A 24,507-nucleotide genomic window follows, 5' to 3' on the forward strand; every position below is an offset into this window, starting at 1 on the left:
TTGCCTTTTTACTTTTGCCTTCTTAAGCGCCTAACATTTGCAACTGATACAAACTGGCGTAGAGTCCGCCTTGGCGCAACAATTGATCGTGGCTGCCCGACTCTACCAGTTGCCCTCGCTTCAACACCAAAATCCGATCTACATTGCGGATGGTGGAGAGACGGTGCGCGATGATAATGGCGGTGCGTCCCTCCAGCAATTTGTCGAGGGCATCTTGAATTAAGGCTTCTGTCGCCACATCCAGACTAGCTGTTGCTTCATCCAGCACTAAAATACGGGGATTGCGGATAGCGGCACGGGCAAATGCTAAGAGTTGCTTTTGTCCGCTAGAGATATTGGTGCCTCGCTCTCTGAGTTGGGTATCGTAGCCTTGAGGCAGTTGTTCGATAAAACTAGCAACATTGGTTTTTTCGGAGGCTTGTCGAATTTCTTCAAAGGAGTAAGTATCTCCTAGAGTAATGTTGCTCTTCACATCACCGGCAAACAGAAAGCCATCTTGGAGGATGACGCCCAGATGTTCCCGCAGTTCTTTTTGAGGTAAGTCCCGGACGTTGACACCATCGAGGAAAATGCGACCTTCGGTGGTTTCGTAAAGGCGACACAGCAGGCGAATAATCGAACTTTTACCAGCACCTGTGGGACCCACGAGAGCAACTTTTTCGCCGGGATGGATGGTGAAGTTTAGGTTTTTGAGGACATATTCATCATTTTTGTAGGCAAAGGAGACATTTTCAAAGCGAATTTCACCTTTGGCGGCTGGGATTGAGGAATGGGAAATTCTCCTCTCTTCCTCTGATCCATAGGGGATAAATCGCGTCTCTAGAAGGTGCTTTTGTTTAACTTCAGGATCGCGAATTTCAATCGGTTCGTTGAGAATATCGGTAATGCGTTCGACGGCGGTGAAACCAGATTGCAGGGAGGTGAATTTTTCAGCAAATTGTCGCAAGGGATCGAATAGACGCTGGGCATACAGGATAAAGGCAGAGAGGGTGCCAAAACTAAGGTCTTTGCCCATAATCATTTGTCCGCCTAACCAGAGTACGCCCGCGATCGCTACCAGTGCAATCCACTCCAAGGTGGCTGATACCGCTGAGTCGTGAAAGATGGTTTTATCCACTTCCTCGACGTACCGCTGATTCGTCACCCGAAACAGTTCTGAGTTGAATTTCTCTCGCCGGAATAGCTGCACGACGTTCACCCCAACGATGTTTTCTTGCAGGGTTGAGTTGAGTGCAGACAGTTCTTCTCTGGCTTTGTAATTGGCTTTGCGGTACTGCTGTTGGAAGTAAATAATCAAAGCCGTGACTGGCACTAACATCAGTGTCAGCATCAATGCCAGCTGCCATTGCAGCAAAAACATGGTGACAGCGATCGCTAAAATCGACACCAGATCGCTGACAATGCCAATCGCACCTGTGGAAAAGACATCCCCCAGGGCTTCTACATCGCTGGTGAGGCGGGTAATCAAGCGTCCCACGGGGGTACGATCAAAAAATCGCACCGCCAAGGAAGTGACGTGATGAAATAAGTCAGTGCGAATCTCGGCGGTAATTTGCTGCCCCACCTTCTGCACGGTGTAACCTTGGGCGGCGGTGAACACCATGCGAACGATCATCGTTACCAGCAGGAAAACGGCGAGAAGATTGATTCCTTCCAACAAGCCTTTACCTTGAAGAAAAGACCAAACATCTTCCCCGCGAATTAGCGAAATTGCTTGCCCCACGATGATCGGTTGAATTGCCCCTGCGACTGACAGCGGCACCAACAATATGATGGAAATTATCAACAGGCGACTGCTTTTCCGGGCGTAGGGGACTAGGCGCAGGAAAAGTCGCCAGTCGCTTTCCCGAACGCGCGATCGCTCTTTAGTTTCCGTCAGAAGCGGGGATTGAGTCATGCTGCCACTATCTTCTTTCTACTTTTTTTATTGTTCCCCTTTTACCAGTGCTGTAGCAGCTGCCTGTAGAGATAAGTAAGCTGTTTCAGGTTGCCCATTGATGTAGGATTTGCCATCTACCGATTCGCACAGAGTTCCGACTTTCTCGCCATCAGCGCCATAGACTTCTAGCACATCTTGGAGAATATTTGGGTCAAAACCTTGCACAACCGAACTCCAAGCATTTTTATCAACCGAGCAAATCCTAATTGTTTCGTCCATTTGATCGCCTTGCGCTAGCACTTGATTAGAACAGCATTTCTGATATCTTCGACCCATTGATGGATATCGCCCGTATTCAGGCGATAACTCCGAGGATGGGCAATTAACCGCGCCGTACTTTCAAATAGTGTATCAATCTCGATCAAGCCATTTTCGCGCAGAGTGCGACCTGTGGAAACTAAATCCACAATCGCCTCCGACATCCCGGTAATTGGTCCCAGTTCTACAGAACCAGACAAAGGCACAATTTCTACGGGTAAATCTAAGCTTTCAAAGTATTCGTAGGCACAGTGAACAAACTTAGACGCGACTCGACCGTGGGGCGGCAGTTGCAAGACTGACCGATAAAGGCTAGAAGACTTTACCGCTACTGATAGCCGACAAGCACCAAACCGGAGGTCAGCTAAATGAGCCACCTGGGGTTTTTTCTCCCGCAGAACATCGTACCCGACTATCCCTAAATGCGCTTGCCCATATTCCACATAAACTGGGACATCTTGCGTCCTTACCAGTAGCGCTTGGGCGGTGCCAGTGGGGTCTTGTATTTGGAGTTGGCGGTTGGCAGAATCTTTGAAGGCGCTAAAGTCGAGTCCGATACTTTGCAGTAGACGAATGCTATCAGATAAGAGTGCGCCTTTGGGCAATGCAACGGTAAGCATAGAATAGAGTTCTGAGTGTTAAGTATTGAGTTTTGGATTTCACAAGGTAACTCATAACTCATACCTCATAATTCATAACTTTTGTGATGCGAATTCTCTTAGTGGATGATGAAGTTGAGCTGACTGAACCGCTGAGTCGCGTGCTAAGTCGTGAAGGCTACAGCGTTGATTTGGCTTACGATGGGGCATCTGGCAGTCAGATGGCGCTGCAAGGAGGCTATGACTTGCTGATTCTCGATTGGATGCTGCCGCAGATCACCGGGTTGGAAATTTGTCAGCAGATGCGATCGCGCAAAGATGCAACACCCGTCCTCTTTCTCACTGCCAAAGATACCCTAGACGACCGTGTACTGGGTTTGGATGCTGGTGCAGATGACTACCTAGTGAAGCCGTTTGAACTGCGAGAGTTACTTGCACGAGTCCGCGCTTTGCTGCGTCGTTCCGTGACTGATGCGCCTGCCAGCGTAAGTGTAGAGGCACCCAACCGTCCTCCCCTCCTTCAGGTTGGAGATTTAGAACTAGATTGTGAAAACCAGCTAGCCTATCGTCACGGACGCACCATTGAGTTATCGGAGAAAGAAACTCAGTTGCTGGAATATTTTATGCGTCACGCGGGGCAGTTGCTGACTCACGCCCAAATTCATCAACATTTGTGGAACCCGGAAGAACAACCCAGCAGTAACGTTTTAGCCGCTTTGATTCGACTTTTGCGGCGCAAGATTGAAGCGACTGGGGAGATGCCTTTAATTCATACTGTCTACGGCAAAGGTTATCGCCTCGGAGAGGGTGGCTGACGCGGCTTGTTAAGTTTGAGTAGCGAGATTCAAAAAGCAAACTTCTGATGTTTGTCAACTCTCATTAGTAGGATTTCAACACTATTCCCTATATCTGCTTCCCCAACAGTAGCGATCGCCTCGAATAGGCTACACAAAAATATTGATTTGGCTGTTGAGCTGTCTATTTATATCGCTTAGAATAAGCCTAAACTACGATGAGCCATTTTAATCATGTTTGGAGATTTAGAAGACCCCTTGATAGCTTGGGATTTAAGAAACTTACAAAGAATTTTTACTACTATTCTTTTTCTCCTCTTAGTATTCTTCTTTAGTTGGCTGAATCGAAAAAATCGATATGTTTTATGGGCTATTTTTTCTGGTGCTGTCTTGACATTTATCTTTTTATTGGTAACGCGCAATGACCACGGATTATCTTTTTTTACTTTTAAATTTTAAATAATTAGTTTTATGCAGTTTATAACAGTAATTGATTGAATTAAATACAAAATCTAACCCCCTACCCTTCCTTTGTAGGAAAGGGCAGGGGGCTTTCATGTATTATTAAAATAAAATTCTCTAACGTTGATTTTGGTTGCCAGTAGGGGCTTTTTGATTGCCATGCCCCTACAAAATGTCGCAATGCCTTGATGTTTTCTTTGATTGTATAAAACCACCCTGCTTTAAACAGAGAGTTGCAACTTTAACGGCTGGGATGGAATGATATACATTAATTCTGCACCGTCGGGTTTAGATTCTATAGAGGGAGTTAATTTCAGCCAGTCATGGAAGGTAATTCCCAATTGTGCGATCGCTTGTACTTCTGTCTGATAAGCTTCAAAACGGCGATTAGTTTCCACCATAGATTCTATTACTTCCAGCACTTCGGGAAGACGTTTATCAGCTTCTCGCTTCAAATCTCCTGCATTTGGCCCAAACCAACCGCCTGCAACCTCAACGCGACTTAGAATTGCCGCTGGTAGAGATTCAGCCCATTTATCAGGATCTTGCGCTATCTTGAGCAAATTCTCACGTTGAAGTTCAAACACAGCATTTTCATCCAAAGCTGGATCGATCCACTGGTAAATTCGGGTTAGTCGCCGCAAATCTATCTTACCTTTGAACTGAGGCTGTAAATAGGCTGCTGGGTTAGAAGTAAGTAGAAGATCAACATATTTCTGAGTACGAGAACGGACAACTTTCGCGCCTTCTTGGAAGCGACTTAGTGCTGTTTCGGGTTCTCCTAACTCAAGATGACAGCGTGCTTCAGCAATATAAGCTAGAGATAACGTCAAAAGATATTCATCAGCAATCTGGCTACCTTGCTCAAGTTCTTTGTCTGTGTAGTCAGTGTAAATATGTTCAGCTTCTAGAAAACGGTTTATAGCTTCAATCGCCATACGTTCTCTGTTTTCCACTTTGGTCATTGTAAAGGCATTCATCGCCAGACCAATAGCAGCTTTGAAGTTAGCATAATATCCAATGTCAATTTTGCGATTAATTTTGTTTAGCAGTTCCTCACTCTGTTTTAGGCGTTGTTCCAGTTCGTTGAGACGCTGGTTTAATACAGCAAATCCCATCACCGCAACACCTAGATTCAGTACGCTAGCAGCAGAAGCCACTTGCAAAATTCCTTGAGCTTGTTGCAAACCCTGGTGGATATTTCCTACTTGCTGCTCAATTCCACCTAGCCGCTGGTTCACATCAGCTAATCCTTTCCCTGTAACAGCGGCGTTAGCCACTGAAGCGACCAAAGTTACCCCTGAAACAGCGAGATTACCGAAACTGGCTTGTTCAAGTCCACCCAGACGCTGGTTAACAACACCTAATCCTTTCCCTGTCACTGCTGCATTAGCAACTGAACCAGCTAGATTTGCCCCTGAAAAAATAAGGTTGAGTAAATTGGGAGAAGAACCTGTTGGTGTTGGCATTTGAGAAGAATTTGCTGTTATATCCTTTAACCAAGTAACAACGTGTTTCGTCCCTACTTCCCGGATCACACCTCCAAACCGCTCAAAGGTTCCATCTGCAAGTCCTTTGGCGATCCAATCAGCAAGCATAAATGTTGCTGTAACTGTTAAACTCATGATTTTCTCCTGGTTGCTAAAACTTAAGCAGCGCGATCGCATCCTTTCTCAGTATTCCCACGACACAGCTAGCGCTAACAATTTAGCTGCATCACAGAAAACGAGCGATCGCATTCTTTCTCAGTATTCCCACGACACAGCTAGCGCTAACAATTTAGCTGCATCAGAGGAAACGAGCGATCGCGTTCTTACACGCTAAACCTGACAGAAGCAGAGTTCAATAGTCCGCGCAGGCGGACTTTGTTTGTGTAGCCGCGATTTCCAATCGCCAGGTATTATTTGCTTTTCCTCATCACTAAAACGTTGAACAATTCATGGACAGTAATGCTTTCAGGCGTTCAGCATCGTGGATAGCATGACCATCTGGATCGTTGTTGAAATATACGTACACGTCAATCTTTTTTTGAAGAAATGAGCGGATATGAGAAGCCCAAGTAGACAATTCTTCCTCGCTGTAACCAACACCCCATTGTCCGCTGTGCATGCGAATATAAGTCCAGGGCGCAGTCAAACGAATATCTAGCGGAACCGTGGGGCTGACGGGCAAACAAAGGGCTGCACCCGCACGTTCTAATTGTTCGTATACCTGTGGAATTAGCCAACTTTGGTGCCGAAATTCAAATGTATAACGTTTTTCTGGATAAGAAGAAAGTAATTCTAAGAACGGCTGAAGGCGCTCGATATTTAAGGGCCATGTGTGAGGGAATTGGAACAGAATTGGGCCTAATTTTTCTTGCAACCCACCCGCTCGTTCCATCAAGCGAGATAGCGGCTCAGCCGGATCTTTTAACTTTTTCATGTGGGTAAGGTAGCGGCTACCTTTCACAGCAAAAATAAACCCTTCAGGTGTTTGTTCTCGCCACGTTTCAAATACAGACCGCTCTGGCAGACGATAGAAAGAAAAGTTGATTTCTACAGTTGGAAAGTGCTGTGCGTAAAATGGGAGTTGTTGGTTTCCAGGCATCTGCGCTGGATAGAAAATGTTCATCCAGTGCTTATAAACCCAACCGCTAGTACCAATTTGCAGCAGCGGAGCTGCCGTAAAAGGTTGAGATTCCTGCTCTTGTTCTTCACTCATTCAGTTGTTCCATTTGAACTAAATCATTATCTCTTGCAAATCACCAAGCCCGAGTGACTAAAAGTGCTTGAAAAGGAAGTCGCAACCAAAGTCATAGCCACTATTGCGAGTCACATTTGCCAGCCACATTTGCCATTAGCTTAGTTTGAGTGCGTCCCAACCGTGAGACTTATGAATAAGTTCCAAAGTTTGTGGTGATATGTTTAGCCAGTGTCAGCGCGATCGCCTATTATTCGCCAAGTACCTTATTCGCTTTCAGAATCAGCACACAGCTTGGCGCGTGTGTGATTACGCTATCCATGACCATTTGCACCGCTTCACTTAAGGGAATCCGAACTGTTTCTATCGTTTCCGTTCCTTCTTGATGGGATTGGGTGAATGTTAATTGCTTTGCTAGAAATAGACGCACCGGACAGTAGACAATTGATGTATCTAAATCAAAAACTCCTAGATCGAGCCATTCTGAGGCTTTAACTCCCAATTCCTCTTCAATTTCTCGTTGTGCAGATTCCAGGTGCGGTTCATCCTCCTCAACACCACCAGCGACAACCTCAATGCTTTCTTTGCCAAGCGCATAACGAAATTGCCGGGTAAGATAGACTACGCGATCGCTATCGATTGGCAAAATAGCAACGCCAGATTTCATGGTGACAGTGGCATAGGTACCCGGTTGTCCGTCAGGCTGAAGAACTTGGTCTTCACGAACATTGATAAACGAATTTTGGTACTTTCGATTCGTTTCTTGGATTGTCCAAGGGCCATGTTTTTGTGTCATGTTGCGTTCTTTTTCTATTTAGTAATCGACGAAAAGTAACTGGAATTTCTCTCGTCATAACTACGCGAATGTAGGAGCATCTCAATGATGCAAACTGTCTCGAAAGCTCCTAATTTTGCGTTAATATCAGGAGATAATATTTCACCCTCCCCGTAAACGGGGAGGGTTGGGGTGGGGTTCTAGGTTGTTATCGAAATGCACAAAGCTCTCATTACTCTAAAGCTGGTTTAATCCGTTCATAAGAGGAGAGAAATAAACTAAAGAGAATTGCAAAGGTAAGGTCAATAACACCTGGAACTAAATAAAATGGGTGAAGACCGCCGATTAAGGTGTGATAAGCCAGAACGATAAAGACAGAAACTTGGGCGCAAATTCCAAATCTTACAAGGTCGTGATTGCGAGAGATATCTTTACCAACCCACCAATAACCAATCCCGATCGTAAATACTAATGCGCCGAACAGATGTAAATATTCAGGATTGGTGAGCGGTTCTTGACCCAGTATTTGGCGAATCCATTGGTCGGATAACAGCAAAGCTATAGATTCAACCCAGTTAATGATAGCTTTGGTTTGAAATACGTACTTCCACGTTATTGGATTGTTCATCGTTTTAATCAGCGTGTAAATTCTTGTTTGGTTTGCTCGATTTGTTGTGAATACGGTTTACTTAACTGGGTGTCCTATACACTTGATCCCTAGCCCCCCTTAAAAAGGGGGGAGATTGCTCTATAACCCCTTTTTAAGTGGGTTGGGGAATTAGCAAAAATAGACACCGTAACTGCTCGCTTCTTGTCACCTTTTTATTAGTGCTTTATTAGTGCAGTTGTGGAACTGCTTCATCAACCAGTTGCACCATCCGCTGACGTAGAGTCTCTAAACCTAAGCGTTGAGTGGCAGAAATAAACACAGCTTCGGGATACTGTTGTTGAGCTAAGGCTAGCGTTTCGCTATCTACTTGATCGACCTTGTTAAAAGCGATTAAAGCTTTACCTGGAAGGGCAGGCATTTCTTCAAGCACTTCCATGACCGAACGGATGTGGCTTTCCCAAGCGGGATGGGATAGATCGACGACATGAAGCATGGCATTTGCCTCCGTGACTTCCTCCAGGGTGGCTCGGAAAGCATCCATCAGCGGTGGCGGGAGTTCGTGAATAAACCCGACGGTGTCTGTCAGAAGAATCGTCCGTCGCTCTTGGGTTTCGGGGTTTGTAATGACCAGCTTTCGAGTCGTGGGGTCGAGGGTAGCAAACAGTTGATCTGCCGTATAAACTTCGGCGTGGGTTAACACGTTCAGCAGGGTGGACTTCCCGGCGTTGGTATAACCAACCATAGCAATAGAGGGAATCGCTTGCTCTTGCCGTTGTTGTCTAATCCGGGAGCGATGCGCTTGTAATTGGTTGACTTCCTGCTGGAGTTGGGCAATTCGGCGCTGAATGGTTCGCCGCTCGGTTTCTAGTTTGGTTTCACCCGGTCCTCTCGTACCAATCCCGGCTCCTAGTCTGGACATTTCCCGACCCCGACCCCTCAGCCGAGGCAGCATATATTCCAGTTGCGCCAGTTCCACTTGCAATTTACCTGCTTGGGATTGAGCGCGTTGAGCGAAGATATCGAGAATTACTTCAGTCCGGTCTACAACAGGAATCCCGATCTCGGTTTCTAAGTTACGAGCTTGAGAGGGAGAGATATCTCGGTCAAAGACAATAATATTGGCTCCCAGTTGATGAGCGCGTTGGGCAATTTCTTCAACTTTTCCATGACCGACGACCGTTTGAGGATGAGGACGCGATCGCTTTTGTTGCATTGTCTCTAATACTTGTCCTCCGGCACTTTCAACTAAGCGAACGAGTTCCTCCAGACCATCTTGAAACCGCTGGGGAGAGACGTCTTCTGTCATCAACCCAACCAGCAGAACGCGATCGCCGTCTGAGTTATTCTCTGGGAGTTGCAAGGTTTCAAAGCCCGACTCGGAGAACTCACTCTCCCATTCATCTACTAAGTCGTCAAAGCCTTGCTCTGTCAGGTCATCTAAGCTAAGGGGGCGAGAAATAACCCAGGGCTTTTCTGCTTCGGGAACCAGGTGAGCCAGATAAGCTTCCTTGACATCGCCTGCGGCTTCACCATTTCGTCGCGCCCCATCGCCCCTTGGAACTAAAACCGCTAAGGCGTCTAGGCGCTGCTGTGCCATTGCCCTGAGTGCCGCTGTATCCGGTGGATCGGATTTGAGTTGAGTGGCAAGACAGCGAATTCCACTCAAGTGTTCGCCCTTATGCCGAGGCAACTCTTGGGGCGGAATTTGCGTTTGGCTGGGAGTCCCGACAGCGATTCGGATCGGGTGCCCGCGTCGATTGATATAACAGCATACTGGATGATGAATAGACGTACTGATTTCGGCTAGCGCTTGAGCGAATTCTGGAGTCGTCAGGCGATCGCTTGGTTGGCGCTGTTCGTAAAGCCGCTGTAGTTGTTTGATATGGCTCGATTGTAATCCTTGAAGATTTCCGTAAATAGTTTGCATAAGATTCGCTAAAAAACTGGCCTATTGAATCCTTTGCTTCAATATTTACTAATCTTCCTTTTTGACTTAATCTTCCTTTTGGATTAAGTAGGAGTTAAGAGGATGTTTTAAAAGTGGGATCTGGTATAAAAAAGCTCAGGGATTTGCAACAAAATAAGATACCAGTCTGATGGCTGCTAGAACGGATGGTTCTGAATCAACGCCACCCCCATGCATTGGCAGGCCTAATTCTACTGTTGGTATCTTTGGCTTCTTTGGTCTCTTCTTTCTTCTGGATTTCATCCCATCTGAGGAGCGATACCCCCGATTCGCCAGGGGTATTTTTAGAGAAGTCGGGGATCTACAGGGCTGGTTCGCAGCTCAAATAGAATTGCGATAAATCGTCTAAGAGACTGTTTTTAAGGAAGCTCAAAGTAGTCCTAAGGCTTTAAGACTGCGCCGGGTGATTTCAATGCGATTGACACCATCATTATCGTTTCGCATATCCATATTTGTGGCAAAGAAATAAACATTATTGTTCTGTTCCAGATATCCCACAAACCAGCCATTCTCAGGAGTCGTACTGTTAGCCCAGCCCGTCTTTCCGCGCAGTACATAGTCTGGCGTTTGTTCGCGCACCATCATATCTTTGACCAAATCTAAGCTGCGTTGAGAGAAGGGTAAGTCGTTGCGATAGAGACGTTGCAGAAACTCAATCTCTTGTTTGGGCGTAATTTTTAAAGGGCCGCTTAACCAAAATCGATCGATCTGCTCAGATGTCCCAATTTTGCGGTTTCCATAGCCGACTTGATTGATAAACTTCTGCATCCGTTCATGCCCAATTTTCCGAGCCAAAATTTGGTAAAACCAAACCGTTGAGTCTTTGAAACCTTGGCGCAGGTTGGTGTCTCGGTTCCAAGCTGCGATGTTCCGTTGAATGCCATCCCAGGTTAAAACAGTCACTTCATCTTGAATCACCCCTGTTTCCAATGCCACAAGCGCGTTGAAAATCTTGAAGGTTGAAGCGGGGAAGAATGCCGTTGAATTTCGAGGCGCGTTATGTTCGTAGAATTGATTTTTGTTCTGGTCGTAAATCAAAATTGACCCTTCAACGCCCAGTTCTCGGAAAGAACGCCCCAGGTCTATCCCTTGAGTTGTGGTGATTTCTGAAGTTGGTTGAGGGGGCTGAGAGTTCGCCGCAGTGCTAAAGAAACCGTTAATGGTCAACAGCGCCACGAGGCTACCAATAGCGATCGCGATCGCTATTGGCACTTGCTTCATTCGATACATCAGGATTTTCCTTATGTGATTTTCAAACCAGTTGTAATACAGCAATGGGTTTGGCAATTCCAGAAATCTATTCAGATATCCGATCGGGTATCAGCGTCTTCGCTGGCAGCAAATTCAAGTAAAGTTGCGACTGTGCTGGAGATACCAGGTATTGAGCGCCAGTTGATGCACTTCGCGCCAGGGAAGGTTGTTTACCTTGGCTAATTCGGCACAATCTTCGTATTCTGGCTGCACATTCGCGATCGCTTTCTGGTCAGGATTCCCAGTCCAGGCAACTTTGACGCGAACGAAGCCATATTCTGTTTGAACCTGTTGAATTTCTCGCTGCAAAATTGAGCGTTGCTGTGTCTGACGCCGGATGCCGAGGGTTGTCGTTTCTCGGAATAAGATTGCTTCGCAAGCAGATATCTGTTCTGGATGACAAATAACCGTCAGTAAAATCCCAGGACGGGACTTTTTCATTCCAATCGGTTGAGTGAACACATCCACCGCACCGGCGTTAAATAGTGCCTCAAATACATAGCCAATCGCTTGGGGACTCAAATCATCGATTTGAGTTTCCAGCACCGAAATTATTTCTAAACAGGGGCTTTCGGAAGGCTGAAGGAATCCCGACTCCTGTAGAGAAGCAAATCGCGTCTCTACACCCTCGCCAATCCAGAGGCGCAGAATATTGGGAATTGGTAACTGACGGGAACCGGCACCATTCCCAACTCGCTGAATCGTCATGGGTGGTGGAGATCCAAAGCCGGTGGCAAGTGTACAAGCGATCGCTGCCCCAGTCGGCGTCACCAGTTCCCGATCGATCCCATTACTATAAACTGGCACCTGGCGCGATTCCCACAACTTTAATACAGCCGGTACCGGCACCGCTAGCTGACCGTGAGCTGCTCTAACCATCCCGCCACCAGTAGGGAGTGCCGAACAGTATAGTTCGTCAATCCCCAACCAATCCAAGCCCAGACAAGTGCCGACAATATCTACAATGGCATCAGTCGCCCCGACTTCATGAAAATGAACTTCTTCTGGGGGAATACCGTGAACCGCTCCTTCTGCGTCTGCCAGCCGTTGAAACACTGCCAAACTGGACGCTTGTACTCGTAACGGAAACTCCGCTGCTGCAATCAACTGCACAATTTCTGGTAAATGCCGCGTCGGGGAATGAGAATGAACCCCATCGAGATCGCCATCGCCATCGGGATGCCGATGCTGATGCTGATGCCCACCATTTTGCCGGTGATGTTCGTGGTGGTGATTTGAATCAGTGCGATCGCGATCGCTCAAATCTACGTGAAACTTAGTAGCTTGCTGACCGTTCCGGTGAACGTGTTCGGCTCGTAACTGGTATTCTTGGGAAATTCCCAGCCTCTTGAGCTTTTCAATTAAATAATCTAGGGGAACTCCCGCATCTACAAGTGCCCCCAGGCACATATCACCGGCAATTCCTGTTGGACATTCTAGGTAAGCTAGCTTGTTCATAAGGAGTAATCAGGAGTCAGGAAAAATTCTGGATTCTGAATTCTGTAATCTCAGTTCTGGATTCTGCATTATGGCGACAATCTACAATATCCATCCTGATACACCGCAAACTCGTGGAATAGAACAAATAGTAGGTGCCCTAAGAGATGGCGCTGTGATGCTATATCCCACTGATACTGTCTACGCCATTGGCTGTGACCTAAATGTCAAGTCAGCGGTGGAGCGTGTGAGGCAGATTAAGCAGCTATCTAATGATAAGCCCCTGACGTTCCTGTGTCCGTCTCTGTCCAACATTGCCCAATATGCCGTCGTCACTGATGTCGCTTATCGGATTATGAGGAATTTAATTCCTGGGACTTACACATTTCTGCTTCCAGCCACCAAATTAGTGCCCAAGCTGGTGATGAGTCCCAAGCGCAAAACGACAGGCATTCGGGTTCCGGAACATACAGTGTGCCAGTCGCTGTTGCAGGCATTGGGTAATCCGATTATTTCCACCTCAGCTCACCTAGAGGATCGGAATGGCAACGCCCCAACCCTAGGGCTGGAGAAGGCAAAATTGTTTGACCAGGTAGACAAGCTAGTAGACCTGATTGTGGACATTGGCTCGGAACCAGGAGATGGGGTCTCCACAATTTTGGATTTGACAGGTGAGGAACCTGTCATCGTCCGGAGAGGTCTGGGATGGGAGGCTGCAACGGCTTGGGCGACATCGGTCAGTTGATTTTAGATGAAAGATTAAAGATTAAAGATTGAGTTAAAGCTTTTAAATCCAAAGTCCCAAATCGCCCATCTAAAATCCCTTTGTGAACTAAAGACTATTACTACAGCCTCATCACTAGGGACTTCGGAAGAGAACCCTACCAGCAATCCAGTTCCTGGATTGTCCACTCAACACCCGCTCCGACCGCTTTACGAAAACACCAATCCGTCATCGTTTGCGGGAGCGTAAGCCCAGGTACAGCAAGGGTTAGTGCTTCTTTAGGTCAGAGAAAATGGTGGGAGAGGGTAGAGATGACCCATAGTGAGCTGAGAGTAGTCACACACCCGCTGTCCGGTGTCTAACAATAAGCCCCTACAGTCTAAATATAGAGAGTTGAAACGGTCAAATGCAGGCGCTGCCTGACAAGAGACAAAACTTTTGAACCGTTCTCATCTGCTCTTGTTGACTTTGAATTCTGTCGCTACCAGGGGCTTTCACCATGACAACTATCAATTCTCCCAGCCAATCTTCTGAAAACCTATGTCACTCGACCGAGCAACTGTTGGGAATCGACGTGCAAACGATGACCGATCTGTTGTTAGAGGAATTGCGGACTGAAATTAAAGTGATGTCTTGGCACGTTCAGGCTGTGGCTAACCGGATCGCCCTAGAGGTGGCGCGGATTTGCAGCAAGAGTGCCCGCATCCAGACTTCGGGTGAGGTTCGTTCTTGGCAGTTGAATCTGGGACGGCATCGGCTGCAAAAGTGTCTGTCATACTACCGCCTGGGTTCTAAGCGGGGTCGGGTTGAACTGCACAGCAACCTCAGCGCGATGGTTTATCGTTATGTGGTGTCGCCACACTCTCAGCTAGGTTTCCAAGCCCGCTACAACCTGATTGAGGACTTCTTGCAAGAGTTTTACGCTGAGTCCATCAAAGCGTTCCGGCGGGAAAATGAGCTGACAATAGACTATACTCCCCGCACTCAACTGGAACTGGCGGAGTATATGGCGTTCAGCGAACAGTATGCCAAGCGTCGCATCAATTTACCGAATGGCACCAGCCAGCAGCTAGTTGTGTTGAGGGCACAGGGGTTTGCTCGCCGCCAGCCTGCTGAGACGAGCATGGATATTGAGAAGGCGATTGAGTTTCCTAGAGGTGAGGATGCGGACACTCAAAGTCGGTCAGCGGCGATGCACCAGCTGCGATCGCAATTGGTTGCCGATACGATTGACCCGGCGGAAGCGGTGTTGCGCGATCGCGTCGTCGCTGAACTGATGGAATACCTGCAAGCCCAAGGTCAAGAGGACTGTGTTAATTACCTGGTTTTAAAGCTGCAAGACCTCTCCGCACCAGAGATTGACGAAATCCTGGGTTTAACCGCCCGTCAGCGCGACTACTTACAACAGCGCTTTAAGTACCATGTGGAAAAATTCTCTCGTCAAAACAACTGGAAGCTGGTACATCAATGGTTGGGAGCCGATCTCGACCAAAAACTGGGCCTCTCTTCTCAGCAGTGGGAAGCGTTTTGGAATCAACTTTCTGAGGAACAGCAGCAGCTGTTGGAGTTAAAACAAGCTCAAGTCAACGATCGGGAAATTGCTCAAACACTCGGATGCACGCCCAAACAGTTACAAAAGCGCTGGACTCAAGTGCTGGAAATGGCTTGGAAAATCCGCAACCAAGGAGATGTATGACTAATGAGTTTCGAGTGTTGAATGAAGAAAATTCTCTTGATTCAACACTCTTCACTCATGACTTTCCCCTATCCCCATTGGAATTTTCCCGGAATGGAATAGGAACGGGAACCGAGCAAATGCTCCGCCTGACCCACTCCCACGACTTGTCCCGCTGCTAATATGACTAAACGATCGGCGAGTTCCAAGGCATCGGCTCGTGAATGAGTCACCAGGACAATCGGCAAGTTAAATTGACGTTGAATGCTTTTCAACTCGGTACGAAGCGTTGCTCTCAAATCATCATCGAGGGCACTGAAAGGTTCATCGAGAAGCAGAATTTTAGGGTAGGGAGCTAAAGCACGGGCGATCGCTACCCGTTGAGCTTGCCCGCCAGAAATTTGCTGCACGGGTTGATGTACCAAATCCTCAAGTTCTAACAAGTTTACTAATTCACGAACGCGCTGCTGCCGCCGGTGCCGTTGCCAGCGGTTGAGAGCAAAGCCAATATTTTCCGCTACGTTCAAATGCCCAAATAAGGCGCAGTTTTGGAAGACATAACCGACATTTCGCCGGTGCGCTGGCAAGTTTAGACGCTCTTTAGTATCCAGGAAGATTGTTCCCGCCACTTCAATCCGGCCCCAGTCCGGACGCAACAACCCTGCGATCGCTTGTAATGTCGAACTCTTGCCACAGCCAGAAGGCCCAAATAGAACGGTTAAGCCGCCAGAAACTTCAAACTGAATATTTAAGTGAAACTGCCCGCCATTGGATGCCGATTTGGGCAGAAAATTTTTGCTAAAGGCGACTTTCAGCATGGAATGCACATCGAATGTCCCAACGCAATTCCTCTTTAGTTTTGTTAGGGTATATGTTAACAATTGTCAAAGAACGCGCACAGCTACTCGGCGGTTATGGCGATCAATCTTGCTCAATCTTCTGCTTCACCCCAGCCACCAGCCCAGAATACAACAGCACTCAGGCACGTCTTTGAGACGATTCAGGCTGATAGTTGTCCGCACTCCTATAACTTCCATATGCACACCGTCTACTCGGATGGTCGTTTGCCACCGAGTGCGTTGATGGAACAGGCGATCGCGATTGGTCTTAAAGGGCTGGCGATTACCGACCACCATACGATTTGCGGTTTCAAAGAGGCTCAATACTGGCTGCAACACACCTACACGAATCCTGATTCCGCCCACTTACCCCACCTGTGGATCGGCACCGAAATCACCTCTATCCTGCTGAACACTGAAGTCCACATCCTTTGCTATGCCTTCGATCCAGAACACTCTGCGATGAAGCGATATCTGAAAGGCTCTGCACCCAAAGGAAGCGATGCTGACGCTGTTAATGTGATTGACGCCGTCCATCAGGCTGGTGGTTTTGCCGTCTTGGCTCATCCAGCCCGCTACCGCCTTCCTGCTGCCAAACTTATTCCTGCTGCCGCTGAGGTAGGCATTGACGGCGTTGAAACCTACTACGCCTACAACAACCCTAGTCCCTGGCAACCCAGTCTGAGGGAAACGAAAGAGGTGGAACAGCTCGCTGCCACTTATGGTTTGTTTAGCACCTGCGGCACCGATACCCACGGCTTAAATTTGCTCCAACGCCTGTAACACTCAATCCCGCTAGACAGGCTCAAGAAGGCAACTGGAGCCACTTGCAAAGCGCACTTCGGCGGATTTGATCTGGCTTTTTTTAATCGAGGGCTAGCAATGACATGACGGTAGACAAATCGGGAGAAACCCGCTGACTCAGATGGAGTTGATTCACGACTTGGTGGAAGGAGTTACCCTGCTGCAAGCGATCGCGCATCTCCTCCACCTCACCCCAGGTTAAATCGCTCTCAACATAGGCTTTAGCCACTGCGATGACTAAGTCTGCGTATTCATTCCCCTCCGCTTTGGTCATCATATTGTGCTGAATATTCAGACTTTGGTCAAAGCGGTGATACCAGCACTTGGGTTGTTGCGGGAGTAAGGTTTTAAACAGAGCTTTATGTTCTTCGTCGCCGACTGCGCGATCGCTTTCACTCGACACAATCAACATGGGCGCGGCGTAACTTGTTTCCGCCCGCTCAAAGATATCTCTTCCCATGTCTAAAAATACTCGCAATGATGGCATGAGAAAGCCGTCATAGCCAAAATGTGCGACTCCTGGGTCAGTCTTCCACTCAAAGTAGATATTAAATACCCGTACCAACAAATCGACTACTTTATTGCTGCCACTCAAATAAGGGGCAAACAGCAAAGCCCGATAAATTTGTACAGCGCGTTCTAGGGATAGCCAAGCTGCCAAAGTGCTGCCACCAGAAAGCCCTCCCACTACCACTTTTCTTCCCAAAGCTTGAGCTTGTTGTAGCCAGTAAATCCCAAACTGTTGATAAACCTCCTGTTCTTCGGGAAGCGGAGGAGGGTTATCTCCATCCCAATTGCCTGCAATCCCATGCCCAGGTAGCAAAGGAATCAAGACGTTGTAGCCTGCCTTAAAGAAAGCTTCTCCTATCGGCACAAACTGTTCTGGAGTGGCAGTAAACCCATGAAAGAACAGACACACCTTGTCCGTAGGATTAGAGTAGAGAAAAAACCGAGAGCCGCAAGTTTCATCCATCAGCGGTAGCGCATCTTCACGGGCTTTTGTCTCTCGCACCAATGCTGCGGTAAAGGTGGAATAGTTAAACATTTTTATCTGAATCGTTTTTGCATGGGAAGCCCGAATTCAATGCGGCGCAGCGCATCTACATTTATTTAGATTAACAGCCACCAGGACTCAGCGAATCCTTCAGAAGATATTCAGAAATGAAGTCATGTCTTAACGTTGTGTTTTCTGAGCCAACCGAGTCAGCCTAATCAGCCATCTGAACAAGGGTAGGGTGCGGGGTAAAGGTTGAGGAGTCGGGAATGAAAAAGAACCAAAGCTGCTTTCCGATGAGATGTGGACTAATTTCTGCTGTAAAAGATTGAGTGCCCAGTCGATTTCCTGGGCGCAGTGGCGATATCTGGATAAAGATTTGCCAACGGGATCGCTAATATCTAAGGAATTTTGCTCTCCTACAAATTCTTTGAGCGTGAAAGTGTTGTTGAGCGCCGCAGGATATGTCGCGATCGCTACATATTTATGGAACTTCGTCATCGTCAGCACTAAATCTGCCCATTCGAGGAGTTCTGGCTTTAATCCTTGCGGTTCGCAGTCATATTGAATTCCGTACTCTGCCAATACTGTCAGAGCATGGGGCGAAACGGGTATCCCCTTAAATTTATAAAGTCCCGCAGAGCGTACCTCAATTTCGGCTGAAATTTCCTGTCTTTGCTTCAGTTCCCGAATCTTTTTCTGAAATAGCGCTGTTGCCATCGGGCTGCGACAGGTGTTGCCAGTACAAACAAATAGAACTCGCATACCAGAAGTGAGTGAAGTAACGTCTATTTTGCTACGCTACGACTGATGGTGAACCCTTTAACTTTTTAAAATGCATTAGACTTATTTTTACAAATGAATGGCCGGTACCCGCAGCTGCCATTTTTGATTTAACGAACAGATACTTAATTAATCAATTTTCGCTTCTATCTAAAGGAATATAATATTGATTTTACCTAAACAAAAGCCGCTCATTGCGGAGCGGCTTTTATCGGTGAAAACAAGCAAAAATTAGCTATTTTTAAAGTTAGATTCCACTTTGAATGACCATCAGGACGGTAACACTAACGCTCATTAATACTAAAAGAATTGCCAGAGAAACTGATTGACCCAGATGTGGCGCTTGTGAAACTTTCATGTGGTTTTCTTTTAATTTCTGAATTGTATTAAATGAAGAATACCAGCAACCTTAAGGGATCAATGAGAAAAGGACAAGTTTCTTTAATAAACGCAACAGTTCTTAAGAATCGCCGGTGCGATCGCTCCTAAAGACAAGCGCAGATATAGATAAAAAAACACGTAAGGAAACGGGCTAAGCCCGTTCCCCTAAACGTTTTGAGAGCGAGGACAGTTATCGAGTCAAACCGTGTTCAAGGGCATAGCGCACTAACTCGGTGCGGCTATTCGTCCCTGTCTTGCTAAACAAGCGGCTGACATACTTCTCAACGTTGCGGACACTGGTTTCCAAGCGTCGGGCAATTTCTTTATTCATCAATCCTTCCGCGACCAAGTCTAAAACACTCTGCTCTCGTGGCGTTAAGTCTATGCGGATATGGGAAGGCGACTGGGGAATTCGATTTGTATCTTCTAACATCCCCCGGATGGCAGCAATTTGTTGCTTGATGTCCTCAATATCGTTACCGCTGGTAGTGCTAGTTGGAGTGGTGCGACGTTCCAGTAAGTTTTTAACAATTGCCTCCAATTCCTCCGGGTCAAAAGGCTTCGGAAGATAGGCATCGCACCCTGCTTGATAGCCTTGGATGCGATCGCTTGTCATGCCTCTAGCCGTTAAAAATACTACAGGTAAAGTTTTGAAGCGAGGATCTTCCCGCAGTTGCTTGAGGAACTGATACCCATCCACCTTGGGCATCATCACATCTGAAATCACTAAATCCGGCTGGTTCTTCTGCAACATCTGCCATGCGTCACCAGCGTTACTGGCAACCTGAACGGTAAAACCACTGTCTTGCAGATATTCTTTGACTGCTTCGCGCAGTCCGGGTTCGTCGTCTACCAGTAACAATTTTCCTGTCATTTATCTTTCCTTACCGCTACATTTTTTAACAGTATTTTCTTAACAGCTGTGTTCCCTTGCTGCTGGTTTTTTAATTAATGTAGCGAACTTTTTAAACCTCTATTTGTTCGGACTTCTGGACTATCCAAATGCAACCATCAATAATAAAATTAAACTCGCTCAAATTGTATTCTGTTTAACAGAGGTGCTTCCCCTTGCCTACTCAATTAGGAAGAGGGAAAAGCATCGTCTTTCTGCTAGATTTTTGAACCCCTGAATTCCAGAGGCCTTATCAGATGACTTAGAAATTGGGGTTTGTTTGCCTTTAAGTCGGCGCATAGAGTTGGTGCGATCGCTACCGACTCAGTCTGTTCGGTAAAACAAGCGATCGCAGACCTTGATTGATTAAAAATTAACGCTTGCTCACTTGTAGCTGAGTTAAGTCTTCTATTTAACTAACGAAGTACAAGACACAACAAAGCCAAGATCCCGTTAATCAGATAAAAGGCGGCAACCACTTGGGTTTCACTCCAGCCACTCAGTTCTAAATGGTGGTGAATCGGTGCCATTTTAAATAAACGCTTGCCGATACCATCCGGGCCTTTGGTGGCTTTATAGTAGCCCACCTGCGCCATCACTGAGAGGGATTCCACGAAGAAAATACCGCTGAGGATAAACAGCGCCCAGAGATTGTTCGTCAGAAGTCCAACTGCTGTCAGTGCGCCTCCCAGTGCCATCGAACCCGTATCGCCCATGAAGACGCGGGCTTTGTTGCGGTTGTGAACCAAAAAGCCTAGGTAGCTGCCACTCATGCAGGCACAAAAAATCATCAAACTTGGCGACACGGGAGCAACAATGGCACCGAGTCCCAAAAGAGCGATCGCGCCTGTTCCCGCTGCGAGTCCATCCACTCCATCCGTAAGGTTTGTCGCATTACTTTCCGCCACTAGCACAAATACTGCCAAAGGCCAGAACAACAGCCCTAAAGGAATCGCTAAACCAAAAGGCAAGGCAATCGTGGTGATAGTTGCTGGTTGGTTCCAGACAAGCCACATAGAAAACAGAACACCCACCCCAATCTGCAAAATGAGTTTCATCCGGGGCGAGATGCCTTTATTAGATCGGCGTCTAATCACTTGCCAATCGTCAACCCAGCCAATCGCACCGTAGGCTAAAGTTACGATTGATACGGCAAGAACGGGAAACAGTCCTTGTATCCCTACAGCCAATCCAGACCACACCAAGGCGGCGACTACCCCGACTGGTACAAAAAACACCCCGCCCATTGTCGGAGTGCCTGCTTTTTGTAAATGCGCTTGGGGGCCATCCTCCCGAATAAATTGCCCTGCTTTTAGGGCTTGTAGGAAGGGAACTGCCCGATATCCTAAAAGAGCTGTCACTAAGGCGCAAAACCACAGGGGCAAGGTCATCGAGATGCCCACGGCAGGGAAAACACCTGCTTGCAGATCGAATAATATCGTCCCTAGGGAAAGCCCAACTGCCAGTAACGCTAGCAGGCTAGTTCCTGAGGGGTTGAACGACCGACCAGAAAATATTTTAGCGTCCACAAATTTTTCGTTCACTTCTCACACCAGAATTCAGAATTTCAGAATCCAGGATTTACTCTGACGCCTGAGTGCTGAATTCTTTTCCTCTGTCTAATCTTCGTCTACATCGACGACATCATCATCGTCTTCAAGATCGTCGTAAACATCATCCGGTGCCATCAGATCGGAGATTTCTGCATCACCATCGCGGAAGCTATCTTCAGCTTGAACATCTCGCGCCAACAAGCGTCCTGTGGATTCGAGCCAGTCGAGAATGGATGGTTCTTGTTGTAACGGAATCAGACCAGCCAGCTGGTGACGAGGTTCTTCACGCAGAGACGGGTTGTACATATTTGACATATTTGAGAATTTCGGATTGAGAGCTAACTAGACATATTGAGTTTACCACTCCCAGAAACGCGATCGCTGGCGTGGATACTATTACGTGTCAAGGGAGTTGTTATCAAACTTATCAACTGGGCACTGGTCGCTGATGCCAGCAGGGTGTTGGACAAAAGCTAAGCTGGGGGTAGAGAAATCACCCACAAAAGAGGTCTAGGAGGAAATGAGGAAAGCAGCACTGTTGGAAGCGATCGCTTCTCAAAATCGCGGACTGCTAGCAACCGAAACCGACAAAATAGCGATTCTCTCAGCGGTTGCCCGATTGGAAGACCTCAACCCTACTCCCCGTCCGGTTGAGGCGACTGACCTACTAGATGGCAATTGGCGACTACTTTACACCACCAGTCGCGGTTTATTAACGATTGACCAACTGCCATTGTTTAAACTTGGTCAAATCTATCAATGCATTCGAGCCAAAGACGCCAAAGTTTACAATATTGCTGAAGTTTATGGCTTACCCTATCTGGAAGGATTTGTTAGCGTTGCTGCTCGGTTTGAACCAGTTTCTGAACGTCGTGTTTTGGTAAAATTTGAGCGTTCTATTTCTGGTTTACAGCGTCTCATTAACTATCAGTCGCCTTCAGAATTTATTCGGCAAATTGAAAACGGTCAGCGATTCCCAGCTTTAGATTTTGGTATCGACAGCAGCAACCAGAAAGGTTGGCTGGATACTACTTATCTAGATGAGGATTTGCGAATAGGGCGAGGCAATGAAGGCAGTGTGTTTGTGTTAACAAAAGCTTAGGTTAATGGCTCAGAGGATGTCCGAGAAGTGTCAAAAGTTGCTTCGATCCCCCCTAGCCCCCGCGAAGAGAGCGCCGCTTCGCTAGAAAAAAGGGAGGAGATTTTTTTCAAAGTCTCCCTTTTTTAGGGGGATCTCGACCATTTAAGCGTCTCGATTATGACTTTTCAGAGATTCTCTAATGGCTAATAATAATTAACCATTAGCCATTAAGAAGAAAAAGTCCTGCAAAAGAGAGATACATCACTCATTTTTTTACGAACCGCGAAGAACGCCAAGGACGCTAAGAAAGAGGGAGAAGGGGAGAAAGAATAAAGAGAATTTTACGAATTACTTATGATTGCTACAGATAAATGATATCCACTTAACTAAAAATCCTTAGTCATTAATCAGATGGAATCCATACCAGAAATTTTATTCCGCTTGTCCCAAGGACAATTAAATCTGCTACAAACTTGTCCCCGAAAGTTTCAACAAATCTACTTAGATAAACTGAGTTCACCCACCAATCCAGAACAGCTAGAACGGCAAAATTGGGGTAGCCGGTTTCACTTATTGATGCAGCAGCGAGAACTAGGATTGCCGGTAGAATCTTTGGTGCAAGAGGACGCCCAATTACATCGTTGGGTGACGGCATTGGTGGATGCAGCACCAGAAATTTTGATATCTAACCCGAAAACATTCCGCCAAAGCGAACATTGTCGCACCCTGAATTTTCAGGGATATTTATTGACAGTCATCTATGATTTGTTCATTGAAGATACCAAATCTGCTCAAATTTTAGATTGGAAAACTTATCCTCAACCAAAAAATCGGCGTTGGCTAGAAAAAGATTGGCAGACTCGCTTGTATCTTTATGTTTTGGCAGAGACTAGCGATTATTTGCCAGAACAGATTTCGATGACTTACTGGTTTGTCCAGTCTCAGCCTCATCCAGAAAGCCTCAAATTTACTTATAATGCCGCTCAACACGAGCAAACAAAAAGGGATTTAACGGAACTGTTGACGCAGCTAACCGATTATTTGCAACGTTATCAGCAAGGAGAAGATTTTCCTCAAGTTCCAGAAATCACTAATCGTTGCCCTGACTGTAATTTTGCGATTCGGTGTCAGCGCGATCGCAACTTAGCGAATGCTTCTCATCACACCAATGAAGAAAATCTTTCTCATCAAAATTGGCTCCCGAACTTAGCAAATATTCAGGAAGTTTCCTTATAAAAGAATAAATTAGAAGTTATGACAAATCCTGATAAGAACGAGGCTGCATCTAACTACTCTTCTATCTATATCCGCGACCTAGAAATTGATGATCTTGCCCCAGTTTACCACTTGGGAGAAGCTGTATTTACTAGCAATTTGTACCCTTATTTATATCGAACCTGGGATGAATGGGAGGTGATTGGGCTTTACAATACCGATCCGGAATACTGTCTGGTTGCTGAAATCGACGAACAACTGGCAGGGTTCATTTTGGGAACCGTGATTAGCAAGGCATCTTGGACTTATGGATACATTATTTGGCTGGGTGTGAATCCGAATTTTCAGCGTCGGGGCGTCGGAGACAAGCTCGTTGATAAGCTGGTAGAACGGATGATTGAAGACGGGGTGCGGTTCATGCTGGTGGATACCGATCCCGCGAATGTCCCAGCCGTGAAGTTTTTTAGCCGCAAAGGTTTTGGCAATACTCGCCAGCACATTTTCTTGTCGATGAATTTGAGCAAGCACGATTATTATGGCAGGCTGATTGCCTACGAGCGCGAAAAAGCTGAGAGGGCTGCTTATAAACGAACGCGCCGCCGTCCTTCCACTCAAACCCAAGGAATTGCTAGCGAAGCAGCGACAAAAGTTATGGTGACTGACACTCCATCAACTCCTGTCGAACCTCCGAATTTCTCCGATCCCGAAAGTTAACCTTCTTTTTGATAAGGATTTTCCTTAGCTACTGCTGCGGCTAAAGAAAATCGCCGCTAAGACTATCAAACCCAATAAG

25 protein-coding genes are annotated in these 24,507 nt (G+C 46.8%); 9 read left to right on the plus strand and 16 right to left on the minus strand.

Going from position 1 to position 24,507, the window contains the following annotated elements:
• Positions 1-22: 22 nt before the first annotated feature.
• From H6H02_RS09520 to hisG, 3 genes are read right to left on the minus strand one after another with little or no spacing between them, the layout of a single operon-like run.
• Complete coding sequence (locus tag H6H02_RS09520) at positions 23-1,897, minus strand: ABC transporter ATP-binding protein (RefSeq protein ID WP_190816943.1); 1,875 nt, start codon at positions 1,895-1,897, stop codon at positions 23-25.
• A gap of 27 nt (positions 1,898-1,924) precedes the next feature.
• Positions 1,925-2,158, minus strand: a complete 234-nt coding sequence (locus H6H02_RS09525; RefSeq protein ID WP_190414807.1) for a hypothetical protein — start codon at positions 2,156-2,158, stop codon at positions 1,925-1,927.
• Between the two features lie 14 nt (positions 2,159-2,172).
• A complete protein-coding gene (hisG, locus tag H6H02_RS09530) occupies positions 2,173-2,817 on the minus strand; it encodes an ATP phosphoribosyltransferase (protein ID WP_190816945.1) in 645 nt (214 codons plus the stop codon).
• Positions 2,818-2,903: 86 nt separating this feature from the next.
• Here hisG and rppA point away from each other — a divergent pair, with 86 nt between their 5' ends.
• On the plus strand, positions 2,904-3,611 hold the full coding sequence (gene rppA, locus H6H02_RS09535) for a two-component system response regulator RppA (protein WP_190816947.1): 708 nt from the start codon (positions 2,904-2,906) through the stop codon (positions 3,609-3,611).
• Positions 3,612-4,273: 662 nt separating this feature from the next.
• On the opposite strand, the gene H6H02_RS09540 is transcribed toward rppA, so the two are convergent.
• Positions 4,274-5,677, minus strand: coding sequence for a hypothetical protein (locus H6H02_RS09540; RefSeq protein WP_190816949.1), 1,404 nt, complete (start codon positions 5,675-5,677; stop codon positions 4,274-4,276).
• Here H6H02_RS09540 and H6H02_RS09545 point away from each other — a divergent pair.
• On the plus strand, positions 5,676-5,876 hold the full coding sequence (locus H6H02_RS09545) for a hypothetical protein (RefSeq protein WP_190816951.1): 201 nt from the start codon (positions 5,676-5,678) through the stop codon (positions 5,874-5,876). The genes H6H02_RS09540 and H6H02_RS09545 overlap by 2 nt on opposite strands.
• Before the next feature lie 96 nt (positions 5,877-5,972).
• Here H6H02_RS09545 and H6H02_RS09550 read toward each other — a convergent pair whose 3' ends face one another.
• From H6H02_RS09550 to larC, 6 genes are all read right to left on the minus strand, one after another.
• On the minus strand, positions 5,973-6,755 hold the full coding sequence (locus H6H02_RS09550) for a DUF72 domain-containing protein (RefSeq protein ID WP_190816953.1): 783 nt from the start codon (positions 6,753-6,755) through the stop codon (positions 5,973-5,975).
• 229 nt (positions 6,756-6,984) lie between these two features.
• Positions 6,985-7,530: an NUDIX hydrolase gene (locus H6H02_RS09555; RefSeq protein WP_190816955.1), complete on the minus strand. Its 546-nt coding sequence runs from the start codon at positions 7,528-7,530 to the stop codon at positions 6,985-6,987.
• A 211-nt stretch (positions 7,531-7,741) separates the two neighbouring features.
• The gene (locus H6H02_RS09560; RefSeq protein WP_190816957.1) at positions 7,742-8,137 is read right to left on the minus strand and encodes a hypothetical protein; all 396 of its coding nucleotides are present in this window, start codon (positions 8,135-8,137) and stop codon (positions 7,742-7,744) included.
• Between the two features lie 208 nt (positions 8,138-8,345).
• Complete coding sequence (gene hflX, locus H6H02_RS09565; RefSeq protein ID WP_190816959.1) at positions 8,346-10,046, minus strand: GTPase HflX; 1,701 nt, start codon at positions 10,044-10,046, stop codon at positions 8,346-8,348.
• Between the two features lie 408 nt (positions 10,047-10,454).
• A complete protein-coding gene (blaOXA, locus tag H6H02_RS09570) occupies positions 10,455-11,315 on the minus strand; it encodes a class D beta-lactamase (RefSeq protein ID WP_190816961.1) in 861 nt (286 codons plus the stop codon).
• Positions 11,316-11,429: 114 nt separating this feature from the next.
• Positions 11,430-12,794 (minus strand): nickel pincer cofactor biosynthesis protein LarC, encoded by a 1,365-nt coding sequence (gene larC, locus H6H02_RS09575; protein ID WP_190816963.1) that lies wholly within the window; start codon positions 12,792-12,794, stop codon positions 11,430-11,432.
• A gap of 70 nt (positions 12,795-12,864) precedes the next feature.
• On the opposite strand from larC, the gene H6H02_RS09580 reads away from it, so the two are divergent.
• Positions 12,865-13,518: an L-threonylcarbamoyladenylate synthase gene (locus tag H6H02_RS09580; protein ID WP_190816965.1), complete on the plus strand. Its 654-nt coding sequence runs from the start codon at positions 12,865-12,867 to the stop codon at positions 13,516-13,518.
• A 478-nt stretch (positions 13,519-13,996) separates the two neighbouring features.
• Positions 13,997-15,193, plus strand: coding sequence for a HetZ-related protein (locus H6H02_RS09585; protein ID WP_190816968.1), 1,197 nt, complete (start codon positions 13,997-13,999; stop codon positions 15,191-15,193).
• A gap of 68 nt (positions 15,194-15,261) precedes the next feature.
• Here the strand turns inward: H6H02_RS09585 and H6H02_RS09590 are convergent, their stop codons facing one another.
• Entirely contained in the window at positions 15,262-15,990 is a 729-nt protein-coding gene (locus H6H02_RS09590; protein WP_190817089.1) for an ATP-binding cassette domain-containing protein, read from the minus strand.
• Positions 15,991-16,086: 96 nt separating this feature from the next.
• Between H6H02_RS09590 and H6H02_RS09595 the strand changes: the two genes are divergently transcribed.
• Positions 16,087-16,794 carry a PHP domain-containing protein gene (locus H6H02_RS09595; protein WP_190816970.1) on the plus strand — a complete coding sequence of 236 codons (708 nt, stop codon included), beginning with the start codon at positions 16,087-16,089 and terminating at the stop codon, positions 16,792-16,794.
• Positions 16,795-16,876: 82 nt separating this feature from the next.
• On the opposite strand, the gene H6H02_RS09600 is transcribed toward H6H02_RS09595, so the two are convergent.
• From H6H02_RS09600 to H6H02_RS09620, 5 genes are all read right to left on the minus strand, one after another.
• Positions 16,877-17,860: an alpha/beta fold hydrolase gene (locus H6H02_RS09600; RefSeq protein ID WP_190816972.1), complete on the minus strand. Its 984-nt coding sequence runs from the start codon at positions 17,858-17,860 to the stop codon at positions 16,877-16,879.
• A gap of 129 nt (positions 17,861-17,989) precedes the next feature.
• On the minus strand, positions 17,990-18,574 hold the full coding sequence (locus tag H6H02_RS09605) for a low molecular weight protein arginine phosphatase (protein WP_190816974.1): 585 nt from the start codon (positions 18,572-18,574) through the stop codon (positions 17,990-17,992).
• A 589-nt stretch (positions 18,575-19,163) separates the two neighbouring features.
• Positions 19,164-19,847, minus strand: coding sequence for a response regulator transcription factor (locus H6H02_RS09610; RefSeq protein ID WP_190816976.1), 684 nt, complete (start codon positions 19,845-19,847; stop codon positions 19,164-19,166).
• Positions 19,848-20,281: 434 nt separating this feature from the next.
• Positions 20,282-21,394 carry a phospho-N-acetylmuramoyl-pentapeptide-transferase gene (mraY, locus tag H6H02_RS09615; RefSeq protein ID WP_190817091.1) on the minus strand — a complete coding sequence of 371 codons (1,113 nt, stop codon included), beginning with the start codon at positions 21,392-21,394 and terminating at the stop codon, positions 20,282-20,284.
• A 90-nt stretch (positions 21,395-21,484) separates the two neighbouring features.
• Positions 21,485-21,724: a DUF3134 domain-containing protein gene (locus H6H02_RS09620; protein ID WP_190816978.1), complete on the minus strand. Its 240-nt coding sequence runs from the start codon at positions 21,722-21,724 to the stop codon at positions 21,485-21,487.
• Between the two features lie 45 nt (positions 21,725-21,769).
• On the opposite strand from H6H02_RS09620, the gene H6H02_RS27595 reads away from it, so the two are divergent.
• The 4 genes from H6H02_RS27595 to H6H02_RS09635 all read left to right on the plus strand — a co-directional run bounded on the left by H6H02_RS27595 (position 21,770) and on the right by H6H02_RS09635 (position 24,428).
• On the plus strand, positions 21,770-21,895 hold the full coding sequence (locus H6H02_RS27595; protein WP_277922538.1) for a hypothetical protein: 126 nt from the start codon (positions 21,770-21,772) through the stop codon (positions 21,893-21,895).
• Between the two features lie 43 nt (positions 21,896-21,938).
• Positions 21,939-22,520, plus strand: a complete 582-nt coding sequence (locus tag H6H02_RS09625) for a PAP/fibrillin family protein (RefSeq protein ID WP_190816980.1) — start codon at positions 21,939-21,941, stop codon at positions 22,518-22,520.
• A gap of 390 nt (positions 22,521-22,910) precedes the next feature.
• Complete coding sequence (locus tag H6H02_RS09630; RefSeq protein WP_190816981.1) at positions 22,911-23,735, plus strand: PD-(D/E)XK nuclease family protein; 825 nt, start codon at positions 22,911-22,913, stop codon at positions 23,733-23,735.
• An 18-nt stretch (positions 23,736-23,753) separates the two neighbouring features.
• Positions 23,754-24,428: a GNAT family N-acetyltransferase gene (locus H6H02_RS09635; RefSeq protein WP_190816983.1), complete on the plus strand. Its 675-nt coding sequence runs from the start codon at positions 23,754-23,756 to the stop codon at positions 24,426-24,428.
• Positions 24,429-24,507: the final 79 nt, after the last annotated feature.

This window comes from Coleofasciculus sp. FACHB-1120 (assembly GCF_014698845.1).
GTDB lineage: Bacteria > Cyanobacteriota > Cyanobacteriia > Cyanobacteriales > FACHB-T130 > FACHB-T130.